Raw genomic sequence first — 26,903 nt, 5'->3', positions numbered from 1 at the left:
TCCGTGCGTCATTCGTGCGCGCGGTGTGTCCGGCCGCGTTGGGACGTCGGTGCCGGGGTCTACAATTTACGGTACGAGGGGCCTGGCGGATACCCGCCAGAGGGCGGGAAATCCGCCAGCCAGAAGGCGGGTTTCCGCCATTTCTGGCCGCTCATGTGCCTTGCCTTTGCGTGCAAACTGTTGAAAACAAAGGATTAAATGGATTTATAAAGGTCTGGCACAGCACTTGCCATAAGCGTTCAAGGCCTACCCGTGGGCAGGCCCTGAAAACAAATTCTCCCACTGCAGGGAGATAACGCGTTCGGTCTTGCGTCCCCTGGCGGGAGCGCATGCCCGTGAGGACAGAGCTGCCATGACCAAGCAACCCTTCTACAAGAGCCTGTACGTACAGGTGCTGATCGCCATTGCCATCGGCATCGCACTCGGCCACTTCTACCCCGACACCGCCAAACTGATGAAGCCGCTGGGCGATGGCTTCGTCAAACTGATCAAGATGGCCATCGCGCCGATCATCTTCTGTACCGTGGTCACCGGCATCGCCGGCATGCAGAACATGAAGGCCGTGGGCAAGACGGGCGGCATGGCGCTGCTGTACTTCGAAATCGTTTCCACCATCGCGCTGCTCATCGGCCTGTTCGTGGTCAACGTCGTGCAGCCGGGTGCCGGCATGCACGCCGACGTCGCCAGCCTCACCGCGGAAATGAGCAAGAACGCCACGCTGACGGCCTACGTAGCGTCCGGCGAGAAGCAGAGCACCATCGAGTTCTTCATGAACGTGATCCCGAATACCGTGGTCGGCGCCTTCGCCAATGGCGACATCCTGCAGGTGCTGTTCTTCTCGGTGCTGTTCGGCTACGCGCTGCACCGCCTGGGCGATTACGGCCAGCCGGTGTTCCAGTTCATCGATCGCATCACCCACGTGATGTTCAACATCATCAACGTGATCATGAAGGTCGCCCCCATCGGTGCATTCGGCGCAATGGCCTTCACCATCGGCGCCTACGGCCTGGGTTCGCTGGTGCAGCTCGGCCAACTGATGCTGTGCTTCTACATCACCTGCATCCTCTTCGTGCTGATCGTGCTCGGCGGCATTGCCCGCTACCACGGCTTCAGCATCCTGCGCTTCATCTCCTACATCCGTGAGGAGCTGCTGATCGTGCTGGGCACCTCGTCCTCCGAGTCGGCGCTGCCGCGCATGATCGCCAAGATGGAGAAGCTGGGCGCCGACAAGAGCGTCGTCGGCCTGGTGATTCCCACTGGCTATTCGTTCAACCTGGACGGCACCTCGATCTACCTGACCATGGCCGCCGTGTTCATTGCCCAGGCTACCGACACGCCGATGGACATCAGCCACCAGATCACCCTGCTGGTGGTGTTGCTGATCGCTTCCAAGGGCGCCGCCGGCGTCACCGGCTCGGGCTTCATCGTGCTGGCCGCCACCCTGTCCGCCGTTGGCCACCTGCCGGTTGCGGGCCTCGCGCTGATCCTGGGTATCGACCGCTTCATGTCCGAAGCCCGCGCCCTGACCAACCTGGTGGGCAACGGCGTGGCTACCCTGGTGGTCGCCAAGTGGTGCAAGCAGCTCAACGAGAAGACCCTGCACGACGAACTGGCCGCCGGCCCTGGCAACTCGGCAGAAGTGCAGCCTTCCCACTGAGTTCACCTGTGAAAGATTCGGCCCGGTGAACGTGAAGCACCGGAGCCTTTCCAGCCCGCTCTCTTGAGCGGGCTTTTTTATGGGCGGGTGGTTTGTGGTCGCAGTTGCAGGGGCGAGTTTTCCGGCAGCTCCTGAGCTGGGCGGTTCGCGAGCAAGGACTGGGCGTCCCCCTCGGTCCTACAGGTTGGCGACAAGCCCAGGCGTTTCCCTGTCAGCGCGGATTTCGCCGCGATGGATTTCGCGGACAGAGTCCGCTCCTACGAAAAGCGGTTTCCAGAGAACTATCCGCGCACACCGGAGCGCCCCTTCAGGAGGCCGAGTGGAATCGGAGTTTCAGGGGTTGAGCGGCATGGATGCCGCGAGAGCGTCGTTGGGCCAGGGATGGCCCGTCGACGCGTGCCCCTGAAACTTCGATGCAGGGAGGGAACCCCGGCGAAGCCGGGGCCGGATGCAGGGGCAAGACCTTTGGTTACTTTCTGTCGTTTGAGAAAGTAACTCGCCCGAGGGGGCGAAATAAAAAGTCCCAGCACACGCCGACGCGGCGCAGAAATACCTTACCCACAACGGCGGATAACGCCTTAGGCGTTATCCGCCCTACGAAGAACTAGAGCATCGCGGACGGAGTCCGCTCCTACAGGGAGGTAGAGGGCCGGCCAGGGATCAGAGAATGATCTTGTCCTTGAGCTTCTCGGCGGCCTGTTGCAGCGCCTCGATGACCCGCTCCTTGTCGTAGTTCTGCACGTTGTTGGTATCCAGGTACATGGAGAACCCCGGCACTTCGTGCTCGATGAAGCTGGGGTTGGAGCCCAGGTCGCGGCGGAAGTCGACCACCTGGTAGATCTGTACCGGCTTGCTGAAGCCCTTCACCGTGATCTGGCCCTTGTCTCGACACATCAGGATGTCCTTCACCAGCGAGTAGGTCTCGTGGCTGATGAGGATTTCGCCGGCTTCGGCGGCGTTTTCCAGGCGGCTGGCGAGGTTCACTTCGCGGCCGATGATGGTGTAGTCCATGCGCGTGTCGGCGCCGAAGTTGCCCACGGTGCAGTAGCCGGTGTTCAGGCCCATGCGCACTTCCAGCGGCTTGGTGATGCCCTGGGCGCGCCACTGCTGGCGCATGACCTTCATGTGCTTGCGCATGGCCACGGCCATGGAGACCGCGGCGGCGGCGTCCTTGCGTGCGCCCTGGGTGGATGGGTCGCCGAAGAACACCATCACGCAGTCGCCGACGAACTTGTCGATGGTGCCGCCGTACTTGAGGGCGATCTTCGACATTTCGTTGAGGTAGTTGTTGAGCATGTCGGTGAGGGCTTCGGCTTCCAGTTCCTCGGACAGCTCGGTGAAGCCCTTGATGTCGGAGAAGAACACGGTGAGCTTCTTGCGCTGGGTTTCCAGGCGTACGCTCTTCTTGCCGCTGAAGATCGACTCCCACACCTGTGGCGACAGGTATTTGGCCAGGTTGCTGGCCAGCCGCGCGGCCTTCTCCTGCTCGCGGGTGATTTCCGCGCGGGCCACGGCCAGGCGCAGGCCCTGCTGGTGAACGAAGAAGGCGGTGATGCAGATGTACAGCGTGGAGAACAGCACGCTGACCAGCGCCACGAGGGTCGGGGTGGCGCCCTTGTAGGCCGGGGTGAGCAGCGCCGCGGTGAATACCGAGGCGCTGAGCATGACCAGCAGGCCAAGGCCCAGGGAACGCAGGCCGCCGATGATCAGCGAGGAGAAGGCCAGCACCAGCACCAGCATGAGGCTCGGCACTTCCGAGAAGCCCATCAGCGCGGTGGCGGCGCCGGCATGCACGGCATCGATGAACATCAGCACCAGGCGCGTGCGTTGCGGGTGGTCGTGCTTGAAGCGCCGGCTCAGCTGCTGGGCGAGATGCGGGTAGAGCAGGGCATAGGGGACCATCCAGAGGATGTCGTAGCCGAAGTACTGGCTGAAGGTGCCGGCGGTGATGGTCGCTGCCGTCGCGACATAGGCCAGCACGCGGGAATGGTATTCGCGCAGGGGGGCGGCGGTGAGCGGCCCGGCGGGGCGCTCGGTGACGATAGGCTTCATGCGCAGGAAAAGTCCCTGGTTAGTGTCGGCGCAATCCACATTGGCGCCTCCCGCGCGATTGCGGGTGTAGGAATCTTATTCCATGCGCTACCTGCTGGGCCAGCGGCGGCGCGCGACGGCGCGTCGCGGGCCTCCGGGCCGTCTAACTCAGGCCATGCTGCCGTCGGGCCGCTGGTAGATCGAGCGGCGCGGCTGGGCGAAGACCCGGCGCAACATCGGCTCGAAGAACTCCAGCGGCAGCACTTCGCCATCCGGATCGAAGGCGGCGGCGTCGTAGCGGGCGCAGAACTCGATGGTCCGGGCGTACTGCGGGTGGTCCTTGAACTGCTCGCGCAGGTGCCGGTCCAGGCCCAGGTGGTGGAAGAAGTAGTAACCCTGGAAGATCGCGTGTTTCTCCACCATCCACAGATTCTCCTCGCTGACGAAGGGCTTGAGGATGGCCGCGGCGATGTCGGCGTGGTTGAACGAGCCGAGGGTGTCGCCGATGTCGTGGAGCAGGGCGCAGACCACGTATTCCTCGTCGCGACCGTCGCGGTGGGCCAGGGTGGCGGTCTGCAGCGAGTGGGTCAGACGGTCCACCGGGAAGCCGCCGAAGTCGCCGTCGAGCAGGCGCAGGTGGGTGAGGATGCGGTCGGGCAGCAGGGCGGCGTACTGGACGAAGTCCTTGGCGATGATCGCCCAGTCCTCGGCGCTGCCGTCTTCCATGTGGGTGAAGTGGGCGCGTGCGTTCATCGGGCTGTCCTCTTGTGATTGTTGGAGGGGGACCGCTCCAGTCTAGAAGCGCACGGCGTGGGCGGTAGTGTCCGTGCAGCGCCAGCGGGGTGTCCCGCCGGGCGCGAATGGCGCGGCATCAGCCGCGCCGATGGCGGCTGCTCCGGCCTGAAGAGATGCTCAGGGGTTCTCCGGGTCATGCCCCAGCGACTGCAGGAACAGCGAGAACAGCTCCGGCTGCGAGGAGATGTCGAGCTTGTTGTACAGGTGGCGGCGGTGGACCTTGATGGTCTCCGGGGAGATCGCCAGGCGCTCGGCCATGGCCTTGGAGGAGTAACCCCGCAGGATCAGTCGGGCGATTTCCAGCTCGCGCTCGGAGAGCACTCCGGCGCCGAAGTGGCTCAGGGCGTCGCGCACCTGCACCGCCACGCCATCGCTGGCGCCTGGCAGCAGGCGCTGGCTGCGCTGTTGCCAGTGCTGCTGCATCAGCGCCAGTACCCAGGGGCAGAGCATCGCCAACAGGCCGCTCTGCTCGGCGTCGAACAACCGGCGCATGCCCAGTGACAGCGACAGTGCGCCCAGGCCGGGCAACTGCAGGATGAACTGCACCTCGTCTTCCAGCACGTTGTCGTGGAAGTAGCTCAGGAAGTATTCGCTCTGGCGGAACTGGTCGGGTGAGATTTCCTCCAGCCGGTACAACCCGCTGGGCACGCCCTCGCGGCAGGCCTGGTAGAACGGGTCGAGCTGGTACAGGCCGTCGAGATAGATGGCCATCGCCGCCGGCCCGGCATTGGGCTCGGCGTCGTATTCCTCCAGCGCCACCGGCGTTGCATTGGCGGGGTAGTACATCGCCAGGGCGTTATCGAACGGCAGCCACTGGTGCAGCAGCAGGATCAGTTGCTTCCAGAAACGCGGCTGGCCGATCTGCTCGATGGCGCGGCCGAGGTTGGCGTGCATGCCGACCTCGCGGAACAGGTTGTGCATCCGTTGGCTCCCCGTGGATTCGGCCCACGGTTTCCTCCTTTTACCGGCCCGCCGTCAAGGGGCGTAACCCCAAATGGTGATTGGCCGCCACTCGCGCCATGCCCAGACTGCACACCACCCAGCGCCCCGCACAGAGGGCGCGACAAGGTCTTCGTTCCTGCCTCAGCCACCAATAACAACACGAGGAAACAACGATATGAGCGCTTCCCCTGCGCCCGATAGCGCGCTCAAGCCCAGCCTGGGCGTGCTCGATGTGGTCGCCATCACCGTCTCGGCGGTCACCCCCGCCAGCTCCGTCTTCGTCATCGCGCCCTTTGCCATCCAGCAGGCCGGCAGTGGCGCCTTCATGGCCTTCGTCATCGCCGGCTTCCTGGCCCTGATGTTCGCCTGGTGCTACGCCGAACTCGGCCGCGCCCACAGCTCCGCCGGTGGCGAGTATGTCTATGCCAAGCGTGTGTTCGGCGGCCTAGCCGGTTACGCCACCTTCCTTACCGTGCTGGTCTCGCTGCTGTTCATTCCGCCGGTCCTGGCTACCGGTGCGGCGACCTATCTCAACAGCGCCCTGGGCACGAACTTCGATACCCAGACGGTCGCGCTGGTGATAGTCGCCGCCAGCTACGTGCTGGGTATCCTCAATATCCGGGTGAACGCCTGGATCACCGGCGTCTTCCTGCTCTGCGAAGTGGCGGCGCTGCTGGTGATAGTCGTGCTCGGCTTCGGCCACGTCAGCCAGCCGATGAGCGTGCTGGTACAGCCGCAGCACATCGACGGCGGGGTACTGGCCGCCGCGCCCTGGGGGCTGGTGATCGGCGCTGTGGGCACTGCACTGTTCTCCTACAACGGCTTCGGCGGCGCCGTGCTGCTGGCCGAGGACATGAAGTGCGGCGGGCGCAACGTGCACCGCGCGGTGATCTGGTCGCTGGTGCTGGTGGTGGCGATCGAGATCGTCTCGCTGACCGCTCTGCTGCTGGGCGCGCCCTCGTTGCAGGACATGATCGCCAGCCCCGACCCGGTCGGCTACCTGCTTACCGCCCACGGCAACGAGACGCTGTCGCGGCTGGTCAGCGCCGGTATCTTCCTCTCGGTGTTCAACGCCATCGTCGCCATCGTCATCCAGGTCGGCCGGGTGATCTTCAGCAGCGGTCGCGACGAGTTGTGGACGCCGCTGATGAACCGCGCCTTCACCCGCATCCACCCGCGCTGGGAGTCGCCCTGGATTGCCACGCTGTTCCTAGGCGTCCCCTCGGCGGCGCTGAGCTTCAGCTCGAATCTGGAGGAGCTGACCTCCTTCACCGTGCTGCTGCTTGTGATGGTCTACCTGGTGGTGGCGCTCTGCGCGCTGTTCAGCCGCGTGCTGCGCCGCGATCGCGAGCACCCCTACCACATGCCGCTATGGCCGCTGCCGGCGATGCTGGCGGTGATCGGCGCCGGTTATCTGTTGCTCGACCTGCTACTGGACGCTTCCTCGCGGGACGTCATGATCATTGTCGGAATACTGGCCGTGTCGGTGATTCTCTACAGCACCTACGGCAAGCTCAGTCCGGCTTTCCAGAAGCTCTGAAACCCTTCTCGAAAACCAAGGAGACAGCATGCGCGCTCGTCAACTCGGCATCACCCTAGGCCTGGGTACGCCCGGCCCGTTCAACGCCATCACCGATGTTCCCGGCATCCGGGTCGGCCACAGCACCCTCATCGAGCAGCGCGACGGCCGCGCAGTGCGTACCGGGGTCACGGTGGTCCAGCCGCGCGATAGCGCGGCGCGGCGGCAACCCTGTTTCGCCGGCTGCCATGTGCTCAACGGCAACGGCGACGCCACGGGCCTGGAATGGATTCGCGAGTCGGGCTTGCTGACCACGCCGATTGCCATCACCAACACCCATAGCGTCGGCGTGGTGCGCGATGCGCTGATCGCCGCCGAACACGCCGAGCTGGCGGACCCGGCTATCTACTGGTGCATGCCGGTGGTGATGGAGACCTTCGACGGCCTGCTGAACGACATCTGGGGGCAGCACGTCGGCCCGGACCAGGTTCGCGAGGCCCTGGCTGCCGCCGAGTCCGGCCCGGTGCGGGAAGGTCCGGTGGGCGGCGGTACGGGAATGATTTGCCATGAGTTCAAGGGCGGCATCGGCACCGCCTCACGTCGCTTGCCGGCGGAGCAGGGCGGCTGGACCGTGGGCGCCCTGGTGCAGGCCAACCACGGCCAGCGCCGCGAGCTGCGGGTGGACGGCTACCCGGTGGGCCGTCGCCTGGGTGATATCCCATCGCCGTTCGCCGACCAAGGCGAGCCGGGCATGGGCTCCATCGTGGTGATACTCGCCACTGATGCGCCGCTGCTGCCGCACCAGTGCCAGCGCCTGGCCCAGCGTGCCTCCGTCGGCATCGCCCGTACCGGCGGTGGCACCGAGGACTCCAGTGGCGACATCTTCCTCGCCTTCGCCACCGGCAACCGCGACCTGCCGCCGGCGGATTACGCTCGCAAGGACCTGCCGTTCGCCACGCCGCTGGCGATGGTCAACAACGACCACATCTCGCCGCTGTTCGCCGCCGCCGCCGAAGCGGTGGAGGAGGCCATCGTCAATGTGCTGCTGGCCGGATGCGATATGCGCACCGACGATGGAGTACTGGTGCCGGCGCTCAGTGGTGAGCGTCTGTTGGCGGCCTTGCGCGAAGCCGGCTGGAAAGACTGAGGCCTCTGTCGGCCGCTCGATAGGCTGGCAAAACCTGTAGGAGTGAAATCCGTGCCATGAAAAAAGCCGGGGCTGCTGGGCAGCTCCGGCTTTCGCTTTCTCGCAGGAGCGGACTCTGTCCGCGATCCGGCAGCAAGACCACGATCAGTTCGGGGTATAGATCTGGTCGAACACGCCACCGTCGGCGAAGTGGGTCTTCTGCACGGTGCGCCAGTCGCCGAAGGTTTTCTCGACCGAGAAGAAGTCCACTTTCGGGAAGCGGTCGGAGAACTTGGCGAGGATTTCCGGGTTGCGCGGACGCAGGTAGTTGTTCGCCGCGATGGTCTGGCCCTCGTCGGACCACAGGTACTTCAGGTAGGCCTCGGCCTCGGCGCGGGTGCCTTTCTTGTCGACCACCTTGTCCACCACGGTCACCGGCGGCTCGGCTTCGGCGGAAACGCTCGGGTAGACCACTTCGAAGCCGCCACGGCCGAACTCGCGGGCGATCATCTCGGCTTCGTTCTCGAAAGTCACCAGTACGTCGCCGATCTGGTTCTGCATGAAGGTGGTGGTCGCCGCGCGGCCACCGGTATCCAGCACCGGCACGTGCTTGAACAACTGGCCGACGAATTCCTTGGCCTTGGCTTCATCGCCGCCGTTCTTCAGGGTGTAGCCCCAGGCGGAGAGATAGGTGTAGCGGCCGTTGCCGGAAGTCTTGGGGTTGGGTACCACGACCTGCACACCGTCCTTGAGCAGGTCCGGCCAATCCTTCAGGCCCTTGGGGTTGCCCTTGCGCACGATGAATACGGTGGCGGAGGTGAAGGGTGCGCTGTTGTTGGGCAGGCGCGCGGACCAGTCCTTGGGCACCAGGCCGCCGTTGTCGGCCAGGGCGTCGATGTCGGTGGCCTGGTTCATGGTGATGACGTCGGCCGGCAGGCCGTCGATCACGGCACGGGCCTGTTTGCTGGAACCGCCGTGGGACATCTGGATGACGATGTTCTGGCCTTTCTCGGCCTGCCAGTGCTTCTGGAAGGCGGCGTTGTAGTCCTTGTAGAAGTCACGCATCACGTCGTAGGAGACGTTGAGCAGAGGCTGGGCGGCCTGGGCTGCGGTGGCCAGGGCGAGGCCGGCGGCCAGCAGCGAGGCGCTGAACAGTCGTTTCACAATCCGATCCTTTTGGCAGTGTTGTCTAGGGCGGATTATGCCTTCGGGTTATATGGCCTTTAAATACTTAAAGGCTATTTGCTTATTCGCCCGTGCACACGGGCAGCCGCGGGATCGAGCGGCGGGAGGGGGGAGAGCGCGGGAAGGATGGGACGGCGGGAGTGGTCCGCCGTCCCGTCCAGGGGTCAGGCGCGTTCGCCGGCCTCGGCGCTGTTGGCGTCGTCTTCGGCCAGACAGGCCGCAGCGGTGAACAGCACGTCGGTGGAGGAGTTCAGGGCGGTTTCCGCCGAATCCTGGAGGATGCCGATGATGAAACCGACCGCCACCACTTGCATCGCCACCTCGCTGGAGATGCCGAACAGGCCGCAGGCCAGCGGGATCAGCAACAGCGAGCCGCCGGCCACACCGGAGGCGCCGCAGGCACAGATCGAGGCGACCACGCTGAGCAGGATGGCGGTGGGCAGGTCCACGGCGATGCCGAGGGTGTGCACCGCCGCCAGGGTCAGCACGCTGATGGTGATGGCGGCGCCGGCCATGTTGATGGTCGCGCCCAGCGGGATGGACACGGAGTAGGTGTCTTCATGCAGGCCCAGGCGTTCGCACAGCTGCAGGTTGACCGGGATGTTGGCCGCCGAACTGCGGGTGAAGAAGGCGGTGATGCCGCTCTCGCGCAGGCAGGTGAACACCAGCGGGTACGGGTTGCGGCGAATTTTGCTGAAGACGATCAGCGGGTTGACCACCAGCGCCACGAACAGCATGCAGCCGAGCAGCACGGCCAGAAGGTGCAGGTAGCCGACCAGGGCGTCGAAGCCGGATTCGGCGATGGTGCTGGCCACCAGGCCGAAGATGCCCAGCGGGGCGAAGGCAATTACCACGCGGACGATCAGGGTCACGCCATTGGCGACGTCGTCCAGCAGGTCGCGGGTGGTCTGCCGTGCGTGACGCAGGGCGATGCCAAGGCCGATGGCCCAGGCCAGGATGGCGATGAAGTCGGCTTCAAGCAGCGCCTTCACCGGATTGGTGGTGACGCTGAACAGCAGCGAGCGCAGCACTTCGCCGATGCCGCCGGGCGGCGCCAGTTCGCTGGTGGGCGCGTGCAGCACCAGGGTGGAGGGGAAGACGAAGCTGGCCATTACCGCGACCACTGCCGCCGAGAAGGTGCCGATCAGGTACAGCAGCAGGATTGGGCGGATGTGCGTGCGTTGGCCCTGCTTGTGGTTGGCGATGGAGGACATCACCAGCGCCAGGACGAGTACCGGCGCGACGGCCTTCAGCGCCGAGATGAACAGTTTGCCGAGCAGGCCGACCGCCAGCGCGCCCTGTGGCCAGAGCAGGGCGAGGGCGATGCCGCAGAGCATGCCGATGAAGATCCGCAGGACCAGGCTGGTGCGCTGGAGTCGCTGCAGGAGGGTGGGAGTTGGAAGCGTCATGACATCGTTCGCTGCATGGGAATGGGATCGCACCGGCGGTGCCGGATGCGCGAGGGCGCGGATTATGCCGCCTGATGTCGGGAAATGCGCGGTTACCCGTCGATTGAGCGGTCAGGTTCCGCGTTGGCGGCGGTCAGTTGGCAGTCTGGAGGAGGGTGCACGGACCGGCATTGATCCATGACGGTCACGGCGGGAATAAAGGCCGGGTTCAGCCCAGGTCGCTGAAGGATTCCGAATCCAGATCGATGCCGGCGACCCGCTGGACCGCGCCACGCATGGTGACCTGGAAGTCGTTCGCGACGTGGATCTTCAATTGGCCGCCGGCCAGGTTCAGATCGATACGCTCCTCGCACAGGCCCAGGCGGCGCGCCACGGCGGCGGCCGCGCAGCTGCTGGTGCCGGAGGAAAGGGTGTAGCCGGCGCCACGCTCCCAGATTTCCACGCGCAGGGCGTTGCAGCCCTGCCACTCGACGAACTGCACGTTGGTACGCCGCGGGAACAGCGGGTGGCGCTCCAGCAGCGGGCCGAGCCGGCAGGCCAGTTCGCGGCTGGTCCGCTCGACGAACACCACGCAATGTGGGTTGCCCATGGACACGGCATTGATCTTCAACGATTCGCCATCGATTTCCAGCGGGTAGCCCAGGGCTTCCGGCGCATCGATGAGCACCGGTATGGCCGCGCAGGCGAACTCGGCGCGGCCCATGGAGACCTCGACGTTGCGCCCGTCGTCGAACACCTGGCTGGTGACGGTGCCGCCGGCGGTGACGATGTCGAACGGCTGATCGGCGACCAGCCCGCAGTCCCACAGGTAGCGGGAAAAGATGCGCAGGCCGTTGCCGCTCTTCTCCGCCTCGGAGCCGTCCGGATTGAGAATGCGCAGGCCGAAGGCGCTGTCGGTGTGCTGCGCCAGCAGGATGCCGTCGGAGCCGATGCCGAAGTGGCGATCGCAGACGCGGCTGATCTGCGCTGGCGTCAGGGCGAACGGCTCGGGGCCGGCATGGACCAGATAGTCGTTACCCAGGGCCTGGTATTTCACGAAGTGCATGGTGCGATCCGTCGCTGAAGGAAGTACCCGACTGACTATAGACTCGGTCAGGCCCTTTCCGTGTGCAGGTTGCGCAGCAGCACCGACAGCAGGCGCTGGCCCAGGATCACCAGCCAGCAGGCGAAGATGAAGGGCGCGGTGAAGGCCGGCAGGCCGATCAGCGCGAAGCACGGCTGCAGCAGCACGGCGAGCAGGATGCCGCACAGTGGCGCCAGCGCACTGCGGTAGCGTAGCGACAGGGCGATGCCGGCCAGCGCGCCGTTCAGGCCGAGCAGGCCGGCTTGCGCCGAGGCGGCCGGCAGGCCACACAGCGGCGCGATCAGGAGGGCGCCGGCGGCTCCGGCCAGGGCGCAGAAGGCGGCGCGGCGCTCGGCCAGCAGCAGGCCGAGGGCGATGGTCAGGCCGGCCAGCGGTTCGCCGAGGAAGATCACTTCGCCAAAGCCCAGCGCCGTCGAGTCGAGGTAATGGTTGACCAGGTCGCAGGACAGGCAGCCCGGGCTTGTCGCGGGTGCCAGCCCAATGGTTTTGCCCAGCGCCGCACAGACCCAGCCCATCAGCACGAAGGCCAGCGTATAGGCCGGCAGGCCGAAGCGCAGGCGCGACTGGCGCAGCATGCCCGCTTGCACTACCACGGAACCGAGGATGGCCGCGACGCAGAGCACCAGCATCGCCGGCGACCACTGGAACAGGAAGGGCACCAGCAGACCGACGAGCACGGGGTTGTAGTCGTACAGGCCGGCATCGACGTCTGTCTGCGGCACGCGCAGGAAACGCGCGGCGAGGGCGCCAAGTAGGCTGCCAAGCAGCGCGCCGGGCAACAGTCGTGGCGCCGACCAGGCGATGCTGAGCAGCAGGATCAGGCCGAAGCGTGCGTCGGCCTGCAGGTAGATCTGGCCGAATCCGATCAGCCGGGTACGAGCGAGCTGGATGAGGGGCATGGTGCTACAAGGCAGTGGGAATCGTGGGCTGGGCGGCGCCCGGTAATGGACGCATCGAGGCCGCGCAGCGTAGTGCATCTTGTGACGCTGGCATACGAGACCGCGCCACCTGGTTGAAAAGAAAAGAGGCTGCCGGCGGGATCGCCGCTGACAGCCTCGAAATTCCATGGCCAGCATGGGAGTTGCTCGTGGGGGGCCATGGACCGACAAGCATTCGGTCAAGGTCAAACCCGGACGGACGGGGACGCGGCCCCGTATTCCCGGCCCCGTCCGTCCGGGAGTGACTCGGTGCGGAGGCACGCGCTGGGCGTGGCTCCTGAACTCGCTTGCCTTCTCCCCAGCCCTTCCCCTTCAGGGTGAGGGCGGGGGAGAGGACTTTGTCTTAACCTTCCAGAGCCGGCGCGACAGTCTCGATGCGCAGCATGTTGGTGCTGCCCGGCTGGCCGAAGGGCACGCCGGCGGTGATCACCACGGTGTCGCCACGGCGCGCCATGCGCTGGGCCAGGGCAATGTCCAGGGCGGTGGAGCAGATCTCGTCGACATGGGCGAGCTGCGCGTTGACCACCGAGTGCACACCCCAGGCCACGGTCAGGCGGCGGGCGGACTTCAGTTGCGGCGTCAGGCTGAGGATCGGTGCCTTGGGACGTTCGCGGGAAGCGCGCAGGGTCGAGGCGCCCGACTCGGTGTAGTTCACCAGCACCGCAACCGGCAGGATGCGGCTGATGCGGCGGATCGCGCAGCTGATGGCGTCGGAGACGGTGGCGTCCGGCTCCGGGCGGTTGAGTTCGAGCTGGCCCTGGTAGTCCGGCTCGGCTTCCACCTGGCGGATGATCTTCGCCATCATTTCCACCGCTTCACGCGGGTACTGGCCCGAGGCGCTCTCGGCACTGAGCATCACGCAGTCGGCGCCTTCGCTCACGGCGTTGGCCACGTCGGTCACCTCGGCGCGGGTCGGCGCCGGGGAGAAGCGCATGGATTCGAGCATCTGGGTCGCCACCACCACCGGACGGCCGAGCTGACGGCAGACCTGGATGATGCGCTTCTGGATGCCCGGCACGCTTTCCGCCGGCATTTCCACGCCCAGGTCGCCACGGGCGACCATGATGGCGTCGGCCAGGCGGGCGATGGCTTCGATGGACTGCACCGCCGACGGCTTCTCGATCTTGGCCATGAGGAAGGCCTTGTCGCCGATCAGCGCGCGGGCTTCCTCGATGTCTTCGGGACGCTGCACGAAGGACAGGGCGACCCAGTCCACGCCCAGCTCCAGACCGAAGTCCAGGTCACGGCGGTCCTTGGCGGTCAGCGGGCTGAGCTTGAGCACGGCTTCCGGGACGTTGACGCCCTTGCGGTCGGACAGCTCGCCACTGTTCATCACGCGGGTCTCGATGGCGTCTGCGTGGGCGTTGACCACCTGCAGGCGGATCTTGCCATCGTCCAGCAGCAGGCTCATGCCCGGCTCCAGCGCCTGGATGATCTCCGGGTGGGGCAGGTTGACGCGTTTTTCGTCGCCCGGCACATCGCTGAGGTCCAGGGTGAAGCTCTGGCCCTTTTCAAGCTGCACCGCGCCGTTGGCGAAGCGGCCGACGCGCAGTTTCGGGCCCTGCAGGTCCATGAGGATGCCGATGGGGTAGTCCAGCTCGGCTTCCACTTCGCGGACCCAGGCGAAACGCTGGGCGTGGTCGCTGTACTCGCCGTGGCTGAAGTTCAGGCGGAACAGGTTGGCGCCTGTTTCGACCAGAGCGCGGATGTCGTCACGGCTTTTGATCGCCGGGCCCAGGGTCGCCAGAATCTTTACTTTTTTATCCGGAGTCATTTGTCGTTCTCGAGGACCAGGATGGCGCGGAAGTCGTTGACGTTGGTACGGGTCGGCCGGGTGATCACCAGGTCGCCCAGTTCGGCGAAGAAGCCGTAGCCGTTGTTGTTGTCGAGCTCGTGCAGCGGGTTGAGGCCGGCCTTGAGGGCGCGGTTGTAGCTGCACGGAGTCATCAGGGCACCGGCGTTGCTTTCCATGCCGTCGATGCCGTCGGTGTCCCCCGCCAGGGCCCAGATGTTCGGTTCGCCCTTGAGGTCGGCGGTGAGGCTGAGGAGAAATTCGGCGTTGCGCCCGCCGCGGCCGCTGCCGCGTACGGTCACGGTGGTCTCGCCACCGGAGAGGATCAGGCAGGGCGCCTTCAGCGGCTGGCCGTGCTTGCGAATCTGCCGGGCGATGCCGGCGTGGACCTTGGCCACCTCGCGGGATTCGCCTTCCAGATCACCCAGGACCAGCGTCGGGATGCCGGCGGCTTCCGTCTTGGCGGCCACCGCGTCAAGGGCGTGCTGGGGCGTGGCGATCAGCTTGAAGTGGCTGCGCGACAGGCATTCGTTACCGGGTTTCACGGTTTCCGAACGCGGGTCTTCCAGCCAGGCGCGTACATGGGCCGGTACTTCGATGTCGTAGCGTTTGAGGATCGCCAGGGCATCGGCGGAGGTGGTCGGGTCGCCCACGGTGGGGCCGGAGGCGATCACCGTGGCCTCGTCGCCGGGCACGTCGGAAATCGCGTAGGTGTACACGCTGGCCGGCCAGCAAGCGCGGGCCAGGCGGCCGCCCTTGATGGCGGAGAGGTGCTTGCGCACGCAGTTCATTTCGCTGATGGCGGCGCCGGATTTGAGCAGTGCCTTGTTCACGCTGCGCTTGTCGTCGAGGCTGATGCCTTCGGCCGGCAGGGCGAGCAGGGCGGAGCCGCCACCGGAGAGCAGGAAGATCACCCGGTCGTTCTCGGTCAGCCCGCTGATCAGTTCCAGCACGCGGCGCGCGACGCGCTCGCCGGCATCGTCCGGCACCGGGTGCGAGGCTTCCACCACTTCGATGCTGCGGCAGTCGGCACCGTAGCCGTAAGGCGCCACGACCAGGCCCTGGACTTGGCCATTCCAGTGCTTCTCGGCCACTTCAGCCATGGCCCCGGCGGCCTTGCCGGCGCCGATGACGATGGTGCGGCCACCCTTGTCGGTGGGCAGATGCTGCGCCAGTACCTGGGCCGGGTGCGCGGCGGCAATGGCGGTGTCGAACAACTCGCGCAGGAAGGTGCGTGGGTCCAGGCTCATGACAGGCTCCGGTGATTCTTCTTGTGGTGTATCCATGGCTCAGGCCTCTGCTGGACAGAAGGCTCAGCGATGGATTCGAACGCCCCGGCCGGCGAGGCCGTGATTCCCTACGGCCGGGTGTTCGATGCTGGTTCTGGTCCCCCGCCTTCGCGGGGGTGACGTGCTTTGCGTGGTCCTGGCATCACTCCCATAACGCCCGGACCTGCATCGCTGTCGTCATCCCCGCGAACGCGGGGACCCAGTGGACAACCCTCAGTCCTTGCGGATCGAGAAGTTGGCCATGTGCTCCAGGCCCTTGATCAGGCCGGAGTGGTCCCAGTTGCTGCCGCCGATGGCCGCGCAGGTGCTGAACACTTGTTGGGCATTGGCGGTGTTGGGCAGGTTCAGGCCCAGTTCGCGAGCACCGGCCAGGGCCAGGTTCAGGTCCTTCTGGTGCAGGCTGATGCGGAAGCCCGGATCGAAGGTGCCCTTGACCATGCGGTCGCCGTGCACTTCGAGGATGCGCGAGGAGGCGAAGCCGCCCATCAGCGCTTCACGTACCTTGGCCGGGTCCGCGCCGTTCTTGGCGGCGAACAGCAGGGCTTCGGCGACGGCCTGGATGTTCAGCGCGACGATGATCTGGTTGGCGACCTTGGCGGTCTGGCCGTCACCGTTGCCACCGACGCGGGTGATGTTCTTGCCCATGGCCTGTAGCAGCGGCAGCACGCGCTCGAAGGTGTTCGGGCAACCGCCGACCATGATGCTCAGGGTCGCGGCCTTGGCGCCGACTTCACCGCCGGATACCGGGGCGTCCAGGTACTGCGCGCCAGTGGCCTTGATCTTCTCGGCGAAGGTCTTGGTAGCGGTGGGGGAGATCGAGCTCATGTCGATCACGACCTTGTTCGGGCCCACGCCTTCGGCGATACCGTCCTTGCGGAACAGAACGTCATCGACCTGCGGGGTGTCCGGCACCATGACGATGATGACTTCGGCTTCCTGGGCGACTTCCTTGGGGGTAGCCAGGGCGATGGCGCCGGCTTCGACCAGGGCAGCGGGAGCTGCGTCGTGGTGGGTGGAGACGAAGATCTGGTGGCCGGCTTTCTGCAGGTTCTGCGCCATGGGCAGACCCATGATACCGGTGCCGATGAATCCGATTTTGGCCATGAGGTGTTCTCCTGGTTTTCTTGTTGGTTTATCGGGCCCCGCGCTGGCGGGAGCCCGGCAAAAAGCATCAGATGACGTTGTGGCTCTTCAGCCAGCCCAGACCGGCTTCGGTGGTGGTCTTGGGCTTGTATTCGCAACCGATCCAGCCGTTGTAGCCGATGCGATCCAGGTGCTCGAACAGGAAGCGGTAGTTGATCTCGCCGGTGCCCGGTTCGTTGCGGCCGGGGTTGTCGGCCAGCTGGATGTGGTTGATGGCCGGGAGGTTCTTCTCCATGGTCCGGGCCAGGTCACCTTCCATGATCTGCATGTGGTAGATGTCGTACTGCAGGAACAGGTTGGCGCTGCCGACCTTCTCGCGAAGTTCCAGGGCCTGCTGGGTGTTCTTCAGGTAGAAGCCGGGAATGTCGATCGTGTTGATCATTTCCATGACCAGCTTGATGCCCGCGGCTTCAAGCTTGTCCGCCGCGTACTCCAGGTTGTTCAGGAAGGTGTTCTCGATGGTGGCGCAGTCGTAGCCTTGCGGGCGGATGCCGGCCAGGCAGTTGACCTGCTTGTTGCCCAGCACCTTGGCGTAGGCGATGGCCTTGTCCACGCCGGCGCGGAATTCCTCGACGCGGTCCGGATGGCAGGCGATGCCGCGCTCGCCCTTGGCCCAGTCGCCGGCGGGCAGGTTGAACAGCACTTGTTCGAGCTTGTTGGCGTCCAGGCGGGCCTTGATCACCTCGGCCTCGACGTCATAGGGGAAGAGGTACTCGACACCGCTGAAGCCGGCCTTGGCGGCGGCATCGAAACGGTCGAGGAAGTCCACCTCGGTGAACAGCATGGACAGGTTGGCGCAGAAACGGGGCATTGTGTGACTCCTTGATGGCGTGTTGCTCGAACAGCCCCCTCTCGGCAAGGAGAGGGTCAGGGGAGAGGGCCTTGCGGCGCCTCTCCCGCAGATGGATCAATCCAGCAGAGAGATGGCGGTCGGGGCGTCGGCACCCTTGAGCGCCAGTTCCTCGAACTCGTTCACCGCGTTGATCTCGGTACCCATGGAGATGTTGGTGACACGCTCCAGGATGACCTCGACCACGACCGGTACGCGGTGCTTCTGCATCAGCTCGCGAGCCTGGACGAAGGCGGCGCCGATCTGCTCCGGGTCGAAGACGCGGATGGCTTTACAGCCCAGGCCTTCGACCACGGCAACGTGGTCAACGCCGTAGCCGTTGAGTTCCGGTGCATTGACGTTGTCGAACGCCAGCTGCACGCAGTAGTCGATCTCGAAGCCACGCTGCGCCTGACGGATCAGACCCAGGTAGGAGTTGTTCACCAGTACGTGGATGTACGGCAGGTTGAACTGCGCACCGGCCGCCAGTTCTTCGATCATGAACTGGAAGTCGTAGTCGCCCGACAGCGCGACGACCTGACGGCTCGGGTCGGCCTTGACCACGCCCAGGGCAGCCGGAATGGTCCAGCCCAGCGGGCCGGCCTGGCCGCAGTTGATCCAGTGGCGCGGCTTGTACACGTGCAGGAACTGGGCGCCGGCGATCTGCGACAGACCGATGGTGCTGACGTAGCAGGTGTCCTTGCCGAAGAACTCGTTCATCTCTTCGTAGACGCGCTGCGGCTTGACCGGCACGTTGTCGAAGTGGGTCTTGCGCTGCATGGTGCGCTTGCGCTCGCGGCAGGATTCCACCCAGGCGCTGCGGTCCTTGAGCTTGCCGGCGGCTTTCCACTCGCGGGCTACTTCCAGGAACACTTCCAGGGCGGAACCGGCGTCGGAAACGATGCCCAGGTCCGGGGTGAAGACGCGGCCGATCTGGGTCGGTTCGATGTCCACGTGGACGAACTTGCGGCCCGCGGTATAGACGTCGACCGAACCGGTGTGGCGGTTGGCCCAGCGGTTGCCGATACCGAACACCATGTCCGATTCCAGGACGGTGGCGTTGCCGTAGCGGTGCGAGGTCTGCAGACCGCACATGCCGGCCATCAGCGGGTGGTCGTCGGGGATGGTGCCCCAGCCCATCAGGGTCGGGACCACCGGTACGCCGGTCAGCTCGGCGAACTCGACCAGCTTGTCGGAGGCATCGGCGTTGATGATGCCGCCGCCGGCGCAGATCAGCGGACGCTCGGCGTCGTTGAGCAGGGCCAGGGCTTTCTCGGCCTGGGCGCGGGAGGCCTTGGGCTTGTTGACCGGCAGCGGCTCGTAGGCGTCGATGTCGAATTCGATTTCGGCCATCTGAACGTCGAACGGCAGGTCGATCAGCACGGGGCCCGGACGGCCGCTGCGCATTTCGAAGAAGGCCTTCTGGAAAGCGTAGGGCACCTGGCCCGGCTCCAGAACGGTGGTTGCCCACTTGGTCACCGGCTTGACGATGCTGGTGATGTCCACGGCCTGGAAGTCTTCCTTGTGCATGCGCGCACGGGGAGCCTGGCCGGTGATGCAGAGAATCGGGATGGAGTCGGCGGAGGCCGAGTACAGGCCGGTGACCATGTCGGTGCCGGCAGGGCCGGAGGTGCCGATGCACACGCCGATATTGCCGGCGGTGGTGCGGGTGTAACCCTCGGCCATGTGCGACGCGCCTTCGACGTGGCGGGCCAGGACGTGATCGATGCCGCCGAGTTTCTTCATGGCCGCATACATGGGGTTGATGGCGGCGCCCGGTACGCCGAAGGCGGTATCGACACCTTCGCGGCGCATTACCAGTACGGCAGCCTCGATTGCTCTCATTCTGGCCATATTTTGTTCCTCGGTTCTTATACTGATTGTGTACAAAAGTTGAGGCGATTCTATGCAGGCTTCGGCGAGAAGGTCAAGGCAGGTTGTATACGCGGTATTAGGTGGTTATTTTTATTGAAAATCCATTTAAATCAATATGTTGTGATTAAAGTTGATCAACGGGTCAAACTATCGTTTGAAAAAATGTATACAAAAATAGGTACTCATTGTCCTTTTGTGTTGCTTTGGTCGGGGCGTTCGGCTACTAGATTGCGTACAGATTTCTGGTGCGGATGTGTGCAGGCGAATCGCCAGTGCCGTCCGTGCCCCTGACTTATCAACCTTGAAGAGGAAAGCCTCATGAGCACTATCAGTCTGGAAATCGCGCTGGACATCACCCGCCAGGCCCTGGCCGCCAGCCGCGAGCTGTCCACCGCGCCGCTGACCATCGCCGTGCTGGATGCCGGCGGACACCTGGTGACCCTGCAGCGCGAAGACGGCGCGAGCATGCTTCGCCCGCAGATCGCCATCGGCAAGGCCTGGGGGGCCGTGGCGCTTGGCAAGTCGTCGCGCATGCTGGCGGCGGACGCGCAGCAGCGTCCGTCCTTCATCGCGGCGGTGAACACCCTGGCGCAGGGCAATGTGGTGCCGGCACCGGGCGGCGTGCTGATCCGCAACTCGGCCAATGAAGTGATCGGCGCCATCGGCATCAGCGGTGACGCCTCGGACATCGACGAGCAGTGCGCAATCTGTGGTGTACAGGCGCTGGGCCTGGTGGCCGACGCGGGCTGAACGAAAAGAGGGAAGGGCGCGCAGTTCGCTGCGCGCCGAATGCTTTTTTGTAGGAGCGAGCTTGCTCGCGAACCACCGATTGCACCGGATGTATCAGGTGTAAAACGGGTTCGCGAGCAAGGACTGGGCGTCCCCCTCGGTCCTACGTCGTTATGGCATTCGTATGAGACGAAGGCTCAGATCGACAACGGCCGCAAACGCCCCTGGGGCTTGGGCTCGGCGCCATTGTCCGGCGCGGTGCCGCGCAGCACCAGGCGGGTGATGGTGTCGGTGGCGGCCTCGAAGTCGGCCTCGCTGAGGCTGGTCTTGCCGGTGACCATGGAGATCTGCCAGTCGAAATCGGCGTAGGTCTGGGTTGCCGCCCAGATGGTGAACAGCAGGTGATGCGGGTCCACCGGGGCCAGCAGGCCACGGTCGATCCAGCTCTGCAGGCAGGCGATGTTGCGCTGGGCCTGGGCGTTCAGTTCGTCCAGGTACTCCTTGGGCAGGTGCGGTGCGCCGTGCATCAGTTCGCTGGCGAACACCTTGGAGGCGTGCGGCAGTTCCTGGGAAATTCGCACCTTGGAGCGGATATAGGCCTTGAGCGCCTCGCCGGGCTCGTCGTCCTCGCGGAACGGCGCGGAGGCTTGCAGCAGGGGCTCGACGACACTTTCCAGAACGCAGCGGTAGAGATTTTCCTTGGTCTGGAAGTAGTAGTAGACGTTGGGCTTGGGCAGGCCGGCGCGAGCGGCGATGTCGCTGGTCTTGGTCGCCGCGAATCCCTTTTCGGCAAATTCCTCACTGGCTGCGCGCAGGATGAGGCGCCGGTTACGCTCGCGAATGCTGGTCATGATGCTGGTCTTCTTGTGCTGCTGTTGTTGCCCAACGTAGCCGGGCATGGTAGCACTCGCCTCACAGCCCCCTCAAGGCAACGGCTTGCAGGCGATTTCCTGACTTGTGGGTCGAATTCGTGTATACATCGGCCAGCAACTCATGTATTCCTAGCGGACTTTCGTCTGGCCAGCCTGCCAACCGGAACCCTGACTGCCCATGCCTGACTCCCAACTGGTCGACCCCTTCGGTCGACGCATCACCTACCTGCGCCTGTCGGTCACCGACCGTTGCGACTTCCGTTGCACCTATTGCATGAGTGAAGACATGCAGTTCCTGCCGCGCGACCAGGTCCTGAGTCTGGAAGAGCTGGAGGCAGTGGCGGACGCCTTCATCGGCCTGGGCGTGCGCCGTATCCGCATCACCGGCGGCGAACCGCTGGTGCGCAAGGGGCTGACCGGCCTGCTGGCGAAGCTGGGCGCGCGTCCGGAACTGGACGACCTGGCCATCACCACCAATGGCTCGCAATTGCGCGAGCGTGCCGTCGAGTTGCGTGCCGCGGGCGTGCGTCGCCTGAACATCAGTCTCGATTCCCTGCGCCGCGAACGCTTCGCCGCGTTCACCCGCGCGGACAAGCTGGAGCAGGTGCTCGACGGCATCGACGCCGCACGCGAGGCGGGTTTCGAGCGGATCAAGCTGAACACCGTGGTACAGAAAGGGCGCAATGACGATGAAGTCTGCGACCTGGTCGAGTTCGCCCTGAGCAAGGGCATCGATATCAGTTTCATCGAAGAGATGCCCCTGGGCAGCGTCAGCAGCCACGAACGCAAGCTCACCCTGTGCAGCAGCGACGAGGTGCGCGCGCACCTGGCCGAGCGCTGGCAGCTGCTGCCGACGCCCGAGCGCAGTGGCGGGCCTTCGCGCTATTACCGCATCGATGGCTACGACAGCCGCATCGGTTTCATTTCCCCTCACAGCAACAACTTCTGTGGCGACTGCAACCGTGTGCGGGTGACTGCCGAAGGCAAGCTGGTGCTGTGCCTGGGCCATGAAGGCGCGCTGGACCTGCGCCGCCTGTTGCGCGAGCACCCCGGCGACGTGGCGCGCCTGCGCGCCGCGCTGATGGAGGCGCTGCGCCTGAAGCCCGAGCGCCATCACTTCGAAGCCGACCAGCAGGTGCAGGTGCTGCGGTTCATGAGCATGACCGGCGGCTGAGTCCGCCACGGCGGGCTGCCCGGCCCGCCCGACAGAACAACAACAATGATGTCACCAGGAGGGTACTTTGAAGCTCAAGGCTTTCTGCTGGGCGCTCGCCAGCATCTTTTCCACCGGGGCCATGGCGCAGACCTATGTGGTCGGCGTCGAGAACCTGCTGTTCGCACCGCACTATGTGACCGATGAGCAGGGGCGCTACCAGGGATTTTCCCGCGACCTGCTCGACCTCTTCGCCACCACCAGTGGCATCACCCTGGAATACCGTCCGATGCCCGTGGATACGCTGCTACCGGCGCTGCTCAAGGGCGAGGTCGATCTCAAGTACCCGGACAATCCCAATTGGGCTCCGGAGCAGAAGGCCGGCAAATCGCTGCGCTACAGCCAGCCGGTAACCCAGTACGTCGACGGTGTGCTGGTGGCGCCGGATCGTGTCGGGCAGGGGGTTGGTGCGCTGAAGCGTCTCGCGCTGGTGGAGGGCTGGACTCCGCGTGGTTACGAGCAGCAGGTGCAGTCCGGGCAGGTCAGCATCGCGCCCAGCGCCGACCTGCGCCAGATGATCCACACCGCGCTGAAGAAGCAGGCCGACGGCGCCTACTTCAACGTGGTGGTCGCCACCTACTACCTGGACAACATCCGTGCGCGCCCCGGTGCGTTGGTCTTCGATCCGTCGCTGCCGCACACGCGCAGCACCTTCCAGCTCTCCACGGTGAAGCACGGCGAGCTGATCGATCACTTCGATCGCTTCCTCGTCGATCACGCCAAGGAAGTCGCCGCACTCAAGGCCAAATATGGCGTCGAGGCGAATCTGGACTCCGAGCATCTGGGTGTCGAGCAGTGGAAGGTGGACTTCCTCGAACGGCAGAAAGCAAAACAGAAGGCGCCGGCCTCGCCCTGAGCCGTCATCTTCCCTAGAATCGCCGCTGCCGTTCGCGCGCCAGCCGTAGGGAGGATGAAGTGCGCCGCGCTTTGTTCATCTGCAGCCGCAATCGCCTGCGCAGCCCCGCCGCTGAAACCGTCTTTGCCGACGGACCGGAGGGGGTGCGCCTGCCTCAACACAGGATCGGTCCCTTCCTGCAGCGGGAGGAGGCATGAGCGAGATCCGCATTCCGCTGCGCGATGGCATGCTGATCTGTCCCGGTTTCCGTATCCAGGCGCAGCCCGAACCTTCCCTGGCAATCGACGGCGACCTGCTCTGGGCGCTGGAGCAGCCGCTGTGGTGCGACCTGGCTGTGGAGCTTGAGGAGCGCGACGGCGCCTGGTGGGTCACACCGCTGCCGCCGGAGCAGCAGGCCGGCTTCGATCCGCAGCGCGTGATCGGCTGGCGCGACGAGTCGGTGCGCGTCGAGCAACCCGAAGGCGTCGAGGATGCCGAGGGCGCGATCCACTGGTGGCGCGGCGGCGTTGCCGATGTGCGCGGGCGCATCAGTCATTATCCCTGGGGGCGGCTGCTGCGTGTGGAAGGCGGAGGCTTCGGGCCGGAGCACATTCTCTTCCCCCGCGATCACGCTTGCGTCTACCTGGGGCATCTAAACGCCGACTGGCGCACATTACGCTTCGAACTCTTTTCCTGACCTAGCATCTTAATAGTTAGCGGCCCAGCGGTTGGCGCCGACATGGCGAGAGCGTTGCGGCTTGCCGGCTTTTGCGCCGGGCAGCAGCACCTCGTGCCTTACGTGCAAGTAGTCAGAGATGAGGAAACCCAGAATGACCATAACAAAGCGGGTGAAGAGCCTGGCAGCCATGCTGGTGCTGGCGCAGTTGGGCGTGGTGGCGGAGGTGCCACTGGCGCAGGCGAGCATGGTCGCCACCGGTGAGGTGCTGCAGGCTCAGCAACAACAGGTCGACCGTGAACAATTGCTGAAGATGCTCGATGACCAGGGCGTGCAGAAAAAACTGCAGTCCATGGGCGTTGAGCGCAGCAAGGTCGAGCAACGCATCAAGAGCCTCTCCAATGAGGAGCTGGCGCAATTCAACCAGCAGCTGGACCAGGCCCCCGCCGGCGGCATCATCGGCATCATCCTGCTGTTCCTGCTGATCTTCGTTATCACTGACATGCTCTGCATTACCCACATCTTCACCTTCGTCAGGTGCCAGCGTTGAGTCGCTGGGCCATGGCTGCCGCGTTGGCGGTAGCCGTGGCGCTGGGTGGCTGCGCGCAGGCACCGAAATTGCCGTCCTCCGTCGAGACGCTCCCCGAGCGGGTGGAATTGCGCGACGTGCAGTTCTTCCCGCAGCAGGAGTTCCAGTGCGGCCCCGCCGCACTGGCGACCATGCTCAACGAGCGCGGTGTGCGGGTTACGCCGCGGCAGCTGAAGGATCGTGTGTTCCTCCCGGAGCGCCAGGGCAGCTTGCAGGTGGAGCTGGTCGCGGCGGCGCGGGAGAAGGGCATGCTGGTGTATCCGCTGCGGCCGCGTCTTGAAGATGTGCTGAGCGAAGTGGCGGCGGGCAATCCGGTGCTGATCCTGCAGAACCAGGGCCTGGACTGGTTGCCGGTGTGGCATTTCGCAGTGGTGGTCGGTTTCGACCGGCAGCGCCACGAACTGATTCTGCGTTCGGGGATCACCGAACGGATGGTGATCGACTTCACCGCCTTCGATGTCACCTGGGCTCGCAGCAAGCGTTGGGCGGTGCTGACCTTGCCGGCGGATCGCCTGCCGGCCACGGCGCAGCCCACTGCCTGGCTGCGCGCTGCGCATGATCTGGAGGAGACCGGCCAGCCGGCCCTGGCGGAGCAGGCGTATCACAAGGCCACGCAAGCCTGGCCGCAGGATGCGCTGGGCTGGTTCGCCCTGGCCAATGCGCAGTACGCGGGTGGTCACCTGGCCGAGGCGGAGTCGGCCTTGCGGCAGAGCGTGGGCGCACGCCCCGATTTCGCCGCGGGCTGGTACAACCTGGGCAACGTGATGGGCGAGCGCGGCTGTCCGCAGCAGGCGCGTGAGGCGGGTAGCTGTGCGGCCCGCCTGGCGCCGGCGGATTCGCGCTTTTCGGTGGCGCCTGCTGGGACGGCAAATCCCTCGGCGCGCTGCGAGTCGCTTCCGGCGTGTCCGGGGAGCTGATTCGTTCTCCCGAAAAAGAAAACGGCGCCGTAAGGCGCCGTTTTTCTTTAAGCGGAGCGTCAGACGCCCAGCTTGTCGCGCATGGTGTAGTACCAGGCACCGATCGCGGAGAACGGCACCTGGAACATGCGGCCGCCCGGGAAGGGATAGTGCGGCAGGGTGGCGAAGGCGTCGAAACGCTCGGCCTGGCCACGCAGGACCTCGGCCAGCACCTTGCCCGCCAGGTGGGTGTAGGTGACGCCGTGGCCGGAGCAGCCCTGGGAGTAGTAGATGTTATCGCCGATACGGCCAACCTGCGGCAGACGCGACAGGGTCAGCAGGAAGTTACCGGTCCAGGCGAAGTCGATCTTCACGTTCTTCAACTGCGGGAAGACCTTGAGCATCTTCGGACGGATGATCGCCTCGATGTTCGACGGATCGCGCGCACCGTAGACCACGCCGCCGCCAAAGATCAGGCGGTTGTCGCTGGTGAGGCGGTAGTAGTCGAGCAGGTAGTTGCAGTCCTCGACGCAGTAGTCCTGCGGCAGCAGGGACTTGGCCAGGTCGGCGCTCAGCGGCTCGGTGGTGATCACCTGGGTGCCGCACGGCATGGACTTGGAAGCCAGCTCCGGCACCAGGCCGCCGAGGTAGGCGTTACCGGCAACCACCACGAACTTGGCCTTCACGCGGCCTTTGGGGGTGTGCACGACCGGGTTGGCGCCACGGTCGATCTTCACGGCAGGCGACTGCTCGTGGATCACGCCGCCCAGGGATTCCACGGCCGCGGCTTCGCCCAGAGCGAGGTTCAGCGGGTGGATGTGGCCGCCGCTCATGTCGAGCATGCCGCCGACGTAGCCGTCGGTGGCGACGACTTCACGGATGCGCTTGGCGTCCATCAGTTCCAGCTGGGTATGGCCGAAGCGCTCCCACAGCTTTTTCTGGGATTCCAGGTGGCCCATCTGCTTGGCGCTGAGGGCTGCGAACACGCCGCCGTCCTTCAGGTCGCACTGGATGTTGTACTTGGCGATGCGTTCGCGAATGATGCGGCCGCCTTCGAAGGCCATCTGGCCCAGCAGTTGAGCCTGCTTGGCGCCGACGCTGCGTTCGATGACGTCGATGTCGCGGCTGTAGCTGTTGACGATCTGGCCGCCGTTACGGCCCGACGCGCCGAAGCCGACCTTGGCGGCCTCCAGTACGGTGACCTTGAAGCCATTTTCCAGCAGGAACAGCGCGGTGGACAGGCCGGTGTAGCCTGCACCGATTACGCAGACATCGGTTTCCACCTCGCCCTGCAGTTCAGGACGGGCCGGGACCGGGTTGGCCGAAGCTGCGTAATAGGAAGTGGGGTAGGGAGTGTGCGGCATAATGCACCTGTGTTTGTTATTTTTTACGAGATGTGCGGATGCTACCTGAGTCGAATCTGGCCGGCTAGTGCCCGTGCAAAATAATTTACGGACGGTCGAACATAAAAAAATTCAC

At 65.0% G+C, this 26,903-nt stretch carries 23 protein-coding genes and 1 pseudogene; 10 read left to right on the top strand and 14 right to left on the bottom strand.

All coding sequences use genetic code 11. From position 1 onward, the window contains the following. The first annotated feature begins 352 nt into the window (after positions 1-352). Positions 353-1,657 (top strand): dicarboxylate/amino acid:cation symporter, encoded by a 1,305-nt coding sequence (locus tag J5M67_RS19630; protein ID WP_207886992.1) that lies wholly within the window; start codon positions 353-355, stop codon positions 1,655-1,657. Positions 1,658-2,317: 660 nt separating this feature from the next. On the opposite strand, the gene J5M67_RS19625 is transcribed toward J5M67_RS19630, so the two are convergent. The 3 genes from J5M67_RS19625 to J5M67_RS19615 form a co-directional block, all read right to left on the bottom strand. After that, positions 2,318-3,709, bottom strand: a complete 1,392-nt coding sequence (locus J5M67_RS19625) for an adenylate/guanylate cyclase domain-containing protein (protein WP_207886991.1) — start codon at positions 3,707-3,709, stop codon at positions 2,318-2,320. A gap of 147 nt (positions 3,710-3,856) precedes the next feature. After that, the gene (locus tag J5M67_RS19620) at positions 3,857-4,441 is read right to left on the bottom strand and encodes an HD domain-containing protein (protein WP_207886990.1); all 585 of its coding nucleotides are present in this window, start codon (positions 4,439-4,441) and stop codon (positions 3,857-3,859) included. A gap of 159 nt (positions 4,442-4,600) precedes the next feature. Next, entirely contained in the window at positions 4,601-5,404 is an 804-nt protein-coding gene (locus J5M67_RS19615) for a helix-turn-helix transcriptional regulator (protein ID WP_207886989.1), read from the bottom strand. 196 nt (positions 5,405-5,600) lie between these two features. Between J5M67_RS19615 and J5M67_RS19610 the strand changes: the two genes are divergently transcribed. Both J5M67_RS19610 and J5M67_RS19605 read left to right on the top strand, forming a co-directional pair. Beyond that, positions 5,601-6,965, top strand: a complete 1,365-nt coding sequence (locus J5M67_RS19610) for an APC family permease (RefSeq protein WP_207886988.1) — start codon at positions 5,601-5,603, stop codon at positions 6,963-6,965. A gap of 28 nt (positions 6,966-6,993) precedes the next feature. Continuing rightward, entirely contained in the window at positions 6,994-8,091 is a 1,098-nt protein-coding gene (locus tag J5M67_RS19605; protein ID WP_207886987.1) for a P1 family peptidase, read from the top strand. 144 nt (positions 8,092-8,235) lie between these two features. Here J5M67_RS19605 and J5M67_RS19600 read toward each other — a convergent pair whose 3' ends face one another. The 9 genes from J5M67_RS19600 to gcl all read right to left on the bottom strand — a co-directional run bounded on the left by J5M67_RS19600 (position 8,236) and on the right by gcl (position 19,593). Next, positions 8,236-9,234 carry a sulfate ABC transporter substrate-binding protein gene (locus tag J5M67_RS19600; protein ID WP_207886986.1) on the bottom strand — a complete coding sequence of 333 codons (999 nt, stop codon included), beginning with the start codon at positions 9,232-9,234 and terminating at the stop codon, positions 8,236-8,238. Between the two features lie 185 nt (positions 9,235-9,419). Next, positions 9,420-10,664, bottom strand: coding sequence for a serine/threonine transporter SstT (gene sstT / locus J5M67_RS19595; protein ID WP_207886985.1), 1,245 nt, complete (start codon positions 10,662-10,664; stop codon positions 9,420-9,422). A 208-nt stretch (positions 10,665-10,872) separates the two neighbouring features. Continuing rightward, the gene (gene dapF / locus J5M67_RS19590; protein WP_207886984.1) at positions 10,873-11,709 is read right to left on the bottom strand and encodes a diaminopimelate epimerase; all 837 of its coding nucleotides are present in this window, start codon (positions 11,707-11,709) and stop codon (positions 10,873-10,875) included. Positions 11,710-11,756: 47 nt separating this feature from the next. Beyond that, on the bottom strand, positions 11,757-12,647 hold the full coding sequence (locus tag J5M67_RS19585; RefSeq protein ID WP_207886983.1) for an urea transporter: 891 nt from the start codon (positions 12,645-12,647) through the stop codon (positions 11,757-11,759). Between the two features lie 382 nt (positions 12,648-13,029). Beyond that, a complete protein-coding gene (gene pyk, locus J5M67_RS19580) occupies positions 13,030-14,460 on the bottom strand; it encodes a pyruvate kinase (protein ID WP_207886982.1) in 1,431 nt (476 codons plus the stop codon). Then, a complete protein-coding gene (locus J5M67_RS19575; RefSeq protein ID WP_207886981.1) occupies positions 14,457-15,728 on the bottom strand; it encodes a glycerate kinase in 1,272 nt (423 codons plus the stop codon). The genes pyk and J5M67_RS19575 overlap by 4 nt, the downstream gene beginning before the upstream one ends. Positions 15,729-15,980: 252 nt before the next feature. Further along, positions 15,981-16,871: a 2-hydroxy-3-oxopropionate reductase gene (locus J5M67_RS19570; RefSeq protein ID WP_207886980.1), complete on the bottom strand. Its 891-nt coding sequence runs from the start codon at positions 16,869-16,871 to the stop codon at positions 15,981-15,983. A gap of 67 nt (positions 16,872-16,938) precedes the next feature. Further along, a complete protein-coding gene (hyi, locus tag J5M67_RS19565) occupies positions 16,939-17,721 on the bottom strand; it encodes a hydroxypyruvate isomerase (protein WP_207886979.1) in 783 nt (260 codons plus the stop codon). Between the two features lie 96 nt (positions 17,722-17,817). Further along, positions 17,818-19,593 carry a glyoxylate carboligase gene (gene gcl, locus J5M67_RS19560; RefSeq protein ID WP_207886978.1) on the bottom strand — a complete coding sequence of 592 codons (1,776 nt, stop codon included), beginning with the start codon at positions 19,591-19,593 and terminating at the stop codon, positions 17,818-17,820. Between the two features lie 339 nt (positions 19,594-19,932). Here gcl and J5M67_RS19555 point away from each other — a divergent pair, with 339 nt between their 5' ends. Further along, on the top strand, positions 19,933-20,364 hold the full coding sequence (locus J5M67_RS19555; RefSeq protein ID WP_207886977.1) for a heme-binding protein: 432 nt from the start codon (positions 19,933-19,935) through the stop codon (positions 20,362-20,364). Between the two features lie 176 nt (positions 20,365-20,540). Here J5M67_RS19555 and J5M67_RS19550 read toward each other — a convergent pair whose 3' ends face one another. Beyond that, positions 20,541-21,194 (bottom strand): TetR/AcrR family transcriptional regulator, encoded by a 654-nt coding sequence (locus tag J5M67_RS19550; RefSeq protein ID WP_207887009.1) that lies wholly within the window; start codon positions 21,192-21,194, stop codon positions 20,541-20,543. 199 nt (positions 21,195-21,393) lie between these two features. On the opposite strand from J5M67_RS19550, the gene moaA reads away from it, so the two are divergent. The 6 genes and pseudogenes from moaA (at position 21,394) to J5M67_RS19520 (ending at position 25,445) form a co-directional block, all read left to right on the top strand. Beyond that, complete coding sequence (gene moaA, locus J5M67_RS19545; protein WP_207886976.1) at positions 21,394-22,389, top strand: GTP 3',8-cyclase MoaA; 996 nt, start codon at positions 21,394-21,396, stop codon at positions 22,387-22,389. A gap of 67 nt (positions 22,390-22,456) precedes the next feature. After that, positions 22,457-23,284, top strand: a complete 828-nt coding sequence (locus J5M67_RS19540; RefSeq protein ID WP_243434754.1) for an ABC transporter substrate-binding protein — start codon at positions 22,457-22,459, stop codon at positions 23,282-23,284. Positions 23,285-23,343: 59 nt separating this feature from the next. Next, positions 23,344-23,421 (top strand): annotated as a pseudogene (locus tag J5M67_RS29945) (phosphotyrosine protein phosphatase); the annotation flags it as partial. 56 nt (positions 23,422-23,477) lie between these two features. After that, complete coding sequence (locus J5M67_RS19530) at positions 23,478-23,960, top strand: hypothetical protein (RefSeq protein WP_207886975.1); 483 nt, start codon at positions 23,478-23,480, stop codon at positions 23,958-23,960. A gap of 133 nt (positions 23,961-24,093) precedes the next feature. Next, the gene (locus J5M67_RS19525; RefSeq protein WP_207886974.1) at positions 24,094-24,489 is read left to right on the top strand and encodes a PA2779 family protein; all 396 of its coding nucleotides are present in this window, start codon (positions 24,094-24,096) and stop codon (positions 24,487-24,489) included. 11 nt (positions 24,490-24,500) lie between these two features. Next, on the top strand, positions 24,501-25,445 hold the full coding sequence (locus J5M67_RS19520) for a PA2778 family cysteine peptidase (protein WP_207887007.1): 945 nt from the start codon (positions 24,501-24,503) through the stop codon (positions 25,443-25,445). A 59-nt stretch (positions 25,446-25,504) separates the two neighbouring features. Here the strand turns inward: J5M67_RS19520 and J5M67_RS19515 are convergent, their stop codons facing one another. Further along, complete coding sequence (locus J5M67_RS19515; RefSeq protein ID WP_207886973.1) at positions 25,505-26,788, bottom strand: FAD-binding oxidoreductase; 1,284 nt, start codon at positions 26,786-26,788, stop codon at positions 25,505-25,507. Between the last annotated feature and the right edge of the window lie 115 nt (positions 26,789-26,903).

This window comes from Pseudomonas sp. 30_B (assembly GCF_017491605.1).
GTDB lineage: Bacteria > Pseudomonadota > Gammaproteobacteria > Pseudomonadales > Pseudomonadaceae > Pseudomonas.
Note: the sequence above shows the minus strand (reverse complement) of the source record. Positions and strands in the feature narration are given on the sequence as shown.

Bases quoted from the DNA above. Each gene is read 5' to 3' on its own strand.
- J5M67_RS19630 (WP_207886992.1), top strand. From the start codon at position 353: ATGACCAAGCAACCCTTCTACAAGAGCCTGTACGTACAGGTGCTGATC.
- J5M67_RS19625 (WP_207886991.1), bottom strand. From the start codon at position 3,709: ATGAAGCCTATCGTCACCGAGCGCCCCGCCGGGCCGCTCACCGCCGCC.
- J5M67_RS19620 (WP_207886990.1), bottom strand. From the start codon at position 4,441: ATGAACGCACGCGCCCACTTCACCCACATGGAAGACGGCAGCGCCGAG.
- J5M67_RS19615 (WP_207886989.1), bottom strand. From the start codon at position 5,404: ATGCACAACCTGTTCCGCGAGGTCGGCATGCACGCCAACCTCGGCCGC.
- J5M67_RS19610 (WP_207886988.1), top strand. From the start codon at position 5,601: ATGAGCGCTTCCCCTGCGCCCGATAGCGCGCTCAAGCCCAGCCTGGGC.
- J5M67_RS19605 (WP_207886987.1), top strand. From the start codon at position 6,994: ATGCGCGCTCGTCAACTCGGCATCACCCTAGGCCTGGGTACGCCCGGC.
- sstT (WP_207886985.1), bottom strand. From the start codon at position 10,664: ATGACGCTTCCAACTCCCACCCTCCTGCAGCGACTCCAGCGCACCAGC.
- dapF (WP_207886984.1), bottom strand. From the start codon at position 11,709: ATGCACTTCGTGAAATACCAGGCCCTGGGTAACGACTATCTGGTCCAT.
- J5M67_RS19585 (WP_207886983.1), bottom strand. From the start codon at position 12,647: ATGCCCCTCATCCAGCTCGCTCGTACCCGGCTGATCGGATTCGGCCAG.
- pyk (WP_207886982.1), bottom strand. From the start codon at position 14,460: ATGACTCCGGATAAAAAAGTAAAGATTCTGGCGACCCTGGGCCCGGCG.
- J5M67_RS19575 (WP_207886981.1), bottom strand. From the start codon at position 15,728: ATGAGCCTGGACCCACGCACCTTCCTGCGCGAGTTGTTCGACACCGCC.
- J5M67_RS19570 (WP_207886980.1), bottom strand. From the start codon at position 16,871: ATGGCCAAAATCGGATTCATCGGCACCGGTATCATGGGTCTGCCCATG.
- hyi (WP_207886979.1), bottom strand. From the start codon at position 17,721: ATGCCCCGTTTCTGCGCCAACCTGTCCATGCTGTTCACCGAGGTGGAC.
- gcl (WP_207886978.1), bottom strand. From the start codon at position 19,593: ATGGCCAGAATGAGAGCAATCGAGGCTGCCGTACTGGTAATGCGCCGC.
- J5M67_RS19555 (WP_207886977.1), top strand. From the start codon at position 19,933: ATGAGCACTATCAGTCTGGAAATCGCGCTGGACATCACCCGCCAGGCC.
- J5M67_RS19550 (WP_207887009.1), bottom strand. From the start codon at position 21,194: ATGACCAGCATTCGCGAGCGTAACCGGCGCCTCATCCTGCGCGCAGCC.
- moaA (WP_207886976.1), top strand. From the start codon at position 21,394: ATGCCTGACTCCCAACTGGTCGACCCCTTCGGTCGACGCATCACCTAC.
- J5M67_RS19530 (WP_207886975.1), top strand. From the start codon at position 23,478: ATGAGCGAGATCCGCATTCCGCTGCGCGATGGCATGCTGATCTGTCCC.
- J5M67_RS19525 (WP_207886974.1), top strand. From the start codon at position 24,094: ATGACCATAACAAAGCGGGTGAAGAGCCTGGCAGCCATGCTGGTGCTG.
- J5M67_RS19520 (WP_207887007.1), top strand. From the start codon at position 24,501: ATGGCTGCCGCGTTGGCGGTAGCCGTGGCGCTGGGTGGCTGCGCGCAG.
- J5M67_RS19515 (WP_207886973.1), bottom strand. From the start codon at position 26,788: ATGCCGCACACTCCCTACCCCACTTCCTATTACGCAGCTTCGGCCAAC.